This window comes from Paraburkholderia sp. EG286B (assembly GCF_040965655.1).
Classification (GTDB): domain Bacteria; phylum Pseudomonadota; class Gammaproteobacteria; order Burkholderiales; family Burkholderiaceae; genus Paraburkholderia.
Genome location: NZ_JBFRCF010000118.1, coordinates 1 through 1272, shown reverse-complemented (window position 1 = coordinate 1272; position 1272 = coordinate 1). Strand labels below are relative to the sequence as shown.

The 1272-nt window shown below is 61.1% G+C and carries 1 protein-coding gene; it reads left to right on the top strand.

What is annotated here, in order from left to right; translation table 11 throughout:
- The first annotated feature begins 47 nt into the window (after positions 1-47).
- Positions 48-1268, top strand: coding sequence for an ISL3 family transposase (locus tag AB4Y42_RS43970; RefSeq protein ID WP_368697856.1), 1221 nt, complete (start codon positions 48-50; stop codon positions 1266-1268).
- The last annotated feature ends 4 nt before the right edge of the window (positions 1269-1272 follow it).

Genomic DNA, 1272 nt, shown 5'->3' with positions numbered 1-1272 from the left:
GATTGCGTAACCTGAGTCCTGACTTTTATGGAATTCAGGAGGCGGAGTTGCTCGATCGCAAGGCACTTCAGGCGCTGGGCTGCTGGACAGGATATCGGCTGGAACGGGTTGAATGGCCACAAGGTGAAGGCCATACGCTTTCGCTGTATCTGAAGCCGGTGAGCAAGGTCATGTATTGCGAGCAATGTGGAGCGCGCTGTTCGCAGATTCATGAGACGAGCGTGCGACGCGTGCGTGATCTGCCGCTGTTCGAGTACCGGGTGGTGCTGCATGTGCCACGCCGACGCGTGTGGTGCGAACACTGTGGTGGTCCGAGGCTGGAGAAACTGGACTGGCTGGGCCGCTACCAGCGGGTGACCGAGCGGTTTGCCAAGGCCTGCGAGAAGCTGTTGCAGGCGGCCAGCGTGCAGGCGGTGGCCGCCTTTTACGATCTGGGCTGGCATACGGTCAAGTCGATCGACAAGATGCGCCTGCAGGCCCGTGTGGCCGAACCGGACTGGTCGGGCATCCGCTATCTGGCGATGGATGAGTTTGCGCTCCACAAAGGCCATCGCTATGCCACGGTCGTGGTCGATCCAGTCGGGCGCCAGGTGCTCTGGGTTGGGCAGGGACGCTCGCGCGAGACCGCCCGCGCCTTCTTTGAGCAGCTTCCTGAGGGTGTCGCCGAGCGTATCGAAGCGGTGGCAATCGACATGACGACGGCCTACGAGCTGGAGATCAACGAGCATTGCCCGCAGGCCGAAATCGTCTACGACCTGTTCCATGTCGTAGCCAAATACGGGCGCGAGGTGATCGATCGGGTGCGCGTCGATCAGGCCAACCAGCTACGCCACGACCGGCCGGCGCGCAAGGTGCTCAAGTCCAGTCGCTGGCTTCTGCTGCGCAACCGCCGCAACCTCAAACCTGAGCAGTCAGTGCAACTGAAGGAACTGCTGGCTGCCAACCAGTCATTGCTATGCGTCTACGTGCTGCGCGACGAACTGAAACGGCTGTGGTTTTACCAGAAACCCGCGTGGGCGCAAAAGGCGTGGGAGCAGTGGTTCGAACAGGCGCAGCAAAGCGGGATCGCTGCCCTGCAGCTATTTGCCCAGCGCCTGCAAGGCTACTGGCATGGAATCCTGGCGCGCTGTCGCCATCCACTCAATACCAGCGTCGTCGAAGGGATCAACAACACCATCAAGGTCATCAAGCGCAGAGCCTACGGGTACCGCGACGAGGAGTACTTCTTCCTCAAGATCCGCGCCGCGTTCCCCGGTAATCCTCGATGAACCA